Below are 2975 nucleotides of genomic sequence, written 5' to 3' on the forward strand. Positions count from 1 at the left end.
TTCATCACGCCGTGAATGAAGCCGACGCGCATCCAGTCCGCAATCAAGTTCGCTTGGCGCTCGGTGACCGCTGCCAGTACCGCGAGTGCCGGCACTTCTGCTTGGCGTGCCTCGGGATAGTGACGCTCGATGACGTAATCCAACAATGTTCGCAACCCTTCTACATCGCCTCGCGCTGCGAAGAACTGAAACGTTCCGACTCGGATGTGGCTCGTGGCGACACGCGTCAGCACGGCGCCGGGCAATATTTCCTGACGATAGACCTGCTCGCCTGTCGTCACGACCGCCAGCGAACGCGTGGTCGGAATACCCAGCGCATGCATGGCTTCGCTGATCAAGTACTCGCGAAGCATCGGACCGATCGCTGCGCGCCCATCTCCACCTCGGGAGAACGGCGTGCGACCTGAGCCTTTCAATTGAACGTCGCGTAACACTCCATCGCGGCCGCGTAGCTCGCCGAGCAAGATGGCTCGCCCGTCGCCGAGCTGCGGCACGAAGCCACCGAACTGGTGGCCCGCATAGGCCATCGCAATCGGCGTCGAATCTGCGGCGAGCTCAGTGCCGGAGAACAACGCCGCCGCCTGCTGCTCGTTCAGATCGGGATCGACCCCGATCTCCGCCGCCAGCGCGCGATTGAAAATTACCAGCTGCGCGTCGGCGGCTTTTGCCGGTTCGACGCGCGCGTGGAATCGAGGGGGTAGCGCAGCGTATGTGTGTTCGAAGCCAATTTGCATGACCTCATCGTATCGCTAGCGCTCCCCGCGACCTATCGACGTTCACTATCGGTACCGCAGCTGTTCTCCAGCAGCGACGCTTTTGGCCTTCGTGCTGCCGCCCGTGAACGGGATCAGCGAGGGCACGCGTTGGCGGTAGCTCGCATACTCGGGAAACGCACGGGTCAGGTCACGCTCTTCGAGCTGGATCGCGATCAGGATGTATGCCGTCGTCATCACGGCAAACAACAAATGAGCCGCGGTCATGACCGGCGTGCACCAGAAGGTCAGCAGCCAGGCGAGGTAGATGGGATGACGGATCAGCTTGTACAGCCCAGGGGTGCGAAAGGCGATCTCGGAATAAGGCCGACCGCGGAAGTACAACCAGGACTGACGCAAACCGAACAGGTCGAAGTGATCGATCAGGAAGGTGGCGACTAGCAGCAGCACCCAACCGGCGGCATAGCCGGCGTACAACAAACCCTGCCCCACTGGGCTGTCCACCCGCCACACCACCGCGCCGATCGGTTGCCACAACCAGAACAACAAGATCAGCGCCAGGCTCGAAAACAACACATAGGTGCTGCGCTCGGCGGCGGTCGGGACGATGCGCGTCCACCAGCGCTTGAACGCCGGACGGGCCATGATGCTGTGCTGAAGAGCAAACACCGCCAATAGCGCGATATCGATTGCGATCGCCTGGCCGATGCCCGTGGTAGGCGCCGCGTCGATGGAGTTGCCGACCAAGAAGTTGCCCAGGAAGGCCACGGCGTACAGAAAAGTGGCTAGAAACACGGCGTAACAGGCGGCGCCGTACAAAAGGACCAGGGAACGTTTCATCGCAGGCTCCGGAGGGTTGCACAGGCTGACAGCATCGGCCTTGAGTACACGCCGAAACAGATGAAGGATGTCCCGAAGGCAGGCATTATCGGCTGCGCCGACAGGGACATTTGTCCTTCACCTGCGACAGGCCGGGGTATGGCACGCCAAGCGCTTCGTCAGTCCATTCGTTACGTCAGCGGCAGCGACGGGGTGCGCCTCGCGTGGGCGTCGACCGGCAGTGGCCCGCCCTTGGTCAAGGCGGCGAACTGGCTGACTCATTTGCAGTACGACCTGGAAAGCCCGATCTGGCGCCATTGGATCCAGTTTTTCGCCGAGCATTTCCACTTCATCCGCTATGACGAGCGGGGCTGCGGCATGTCGCAGTGGGAAGTGCCGGAGGTGTCGCTGCCTCGCTGGGTCGACGATCTCGAATTGGTCATCGACGCGGCGACGCTCGACGCGCCCGCGACGCTGCTGGGCATTTCGCAAGGCGGTGCGGCTTGTATCGCTTATGCCGTTAAGTATCCCGAGCGCGTTTCGCACCTGATTCTTTATGGCGGCTACGCGACCGGCTGGGCCAAACGCGGTGACGAGCAGGGTTTGCGTCGCTTTCAGGCCATCGTGGAATTGATTCGTCTCGGCTGGGGCACGGACACCGTCGCTTTTCGTCAGGTGTTCACTTCGCGCTTCGCGCCGGGCGCGAGCATGGAGCAGATCGCGTGGTTCAACGAACTGTGCCGTCGCACGACCACGCCCGAGATCGCTGCTCATTTGATGTTGGCTCGGTCTGAGATCGACGTGCGTGCGCTGCTGCCTCAACTGAAAGTGCCGACGCTGGTGATTCACGCTGTCGACGATCAAGTCACGCCGCTGAACGCGAGCCGCGAACTGGCCGCGGATATTCCCAACGCCGAGTTCGTGCAGTTGGAATCTCGAAATCACGTGCTCTTGGAAGACGAGCCAGCGTGGGCTCACTTCAAAGAGACCGTTCTCGAGTTCACCGGCCGCGGTGCCGCCGCGCGTTCTAACAATACGCACGCTGATCGCTTCGACGCGCTGTCTGCTCGCGAACGGGATGTTCTGAACGGATTGGTCACCGGCCGGAGCAACGCTGAGATTGCCTCGTCCCTGTTTCTCAGTGAGAAGACGATTCGTAATATCGTGTCGCGAATCTTCGAGAAGCTGGAAGTTCAATCACGCACGCAGGCAGCGGTGTTGGCGCGCGATCATGGCTTTCAGGGAACCGTGCAGCGCTGACGGTCGCGCGGCGTGTCGGCAGCGATGGCGGGTACAATGTGCCGCTACGCCTTTCATTGAGACGATTATCGATCATGCCGCGCAAGCGAAATCCCGTTGGAATCGCCGCTGGGAAGCTCATCCTGGCCATCCAGAAAGAGTGCGGCGACGATGCACTCGACTTTGGTCTCACCGGCAAGGTGC

3 protein-coding genes are annotated in these 2975 nt (G+C 61.4%); 1 reads left to right on the forward strand and 2 read right to left on the reverse strand.

Annotation, left to right across the window (positions count from 1 at the left end):
• The coding region (locus tag JNL55_RS30870; protein WP_293863606.1) for a protein adenylyltransferase SelO family protein at positions 1 to 734 on the reverse strand (734 nt) is incomplete at its 3' end.
• Between the two features lie 45 nt (positions 735 to 779).
• Positions 780 to 1553, reverse strand: coding sequence for a methanethiol S-methyltransferase (gene mddA / locus JNL55_RS30875; RefSeq protein ID WP_293863608.1), 774 nt, complete (start codon positions 1551 to 1553; stop codon positions 780 to 782).
• 138 nt (positions 1554 to 1691) lie between these two features.
• Between mddA and JNL55_RS30880 the strand changes: the two genes are divergently transcribed.
• The gene (locus JNL55_RS30880; protein WP_293863610.1) at positions 1692 to 2792 is read left to right on the forward strand and encodes an alpha/beta fold hydrolase; all 1101 of its coding nucleotides are present in this window, start codon (positions 1692 to 1694) and stop codon (positions 2790 to 2792) included.
• Positions 2793 to 2975 lie beyond the last annotated feature (183 nt).

The organism is Steroidobacter sp., from assembly GCF_016790065.1.
Classification (GTDB): Bacteria; Pseudomonadota; Gammaproteobacteria; order Steroidobacterales; family Steroidobacteraceae; genus Steroidobacter.

Bases quoted from the DNA above. Each gene is read 5' to 3' on its own strand.
- mddA (WP_293863608.1), bottom strand. From the start codon at position 1,553: ATGAAACGTTCCCTGGTCCTTTTGTACGGCGCCGCCTGTTACGCCGTG.
- JNL55_RS30880 (WP_293863610.1), top strand. From the start codon at position 1,692: ATGGCACGCCAAGCGCTTCGTCAGTCCATTCGTTACGTCAGCGGCAGC.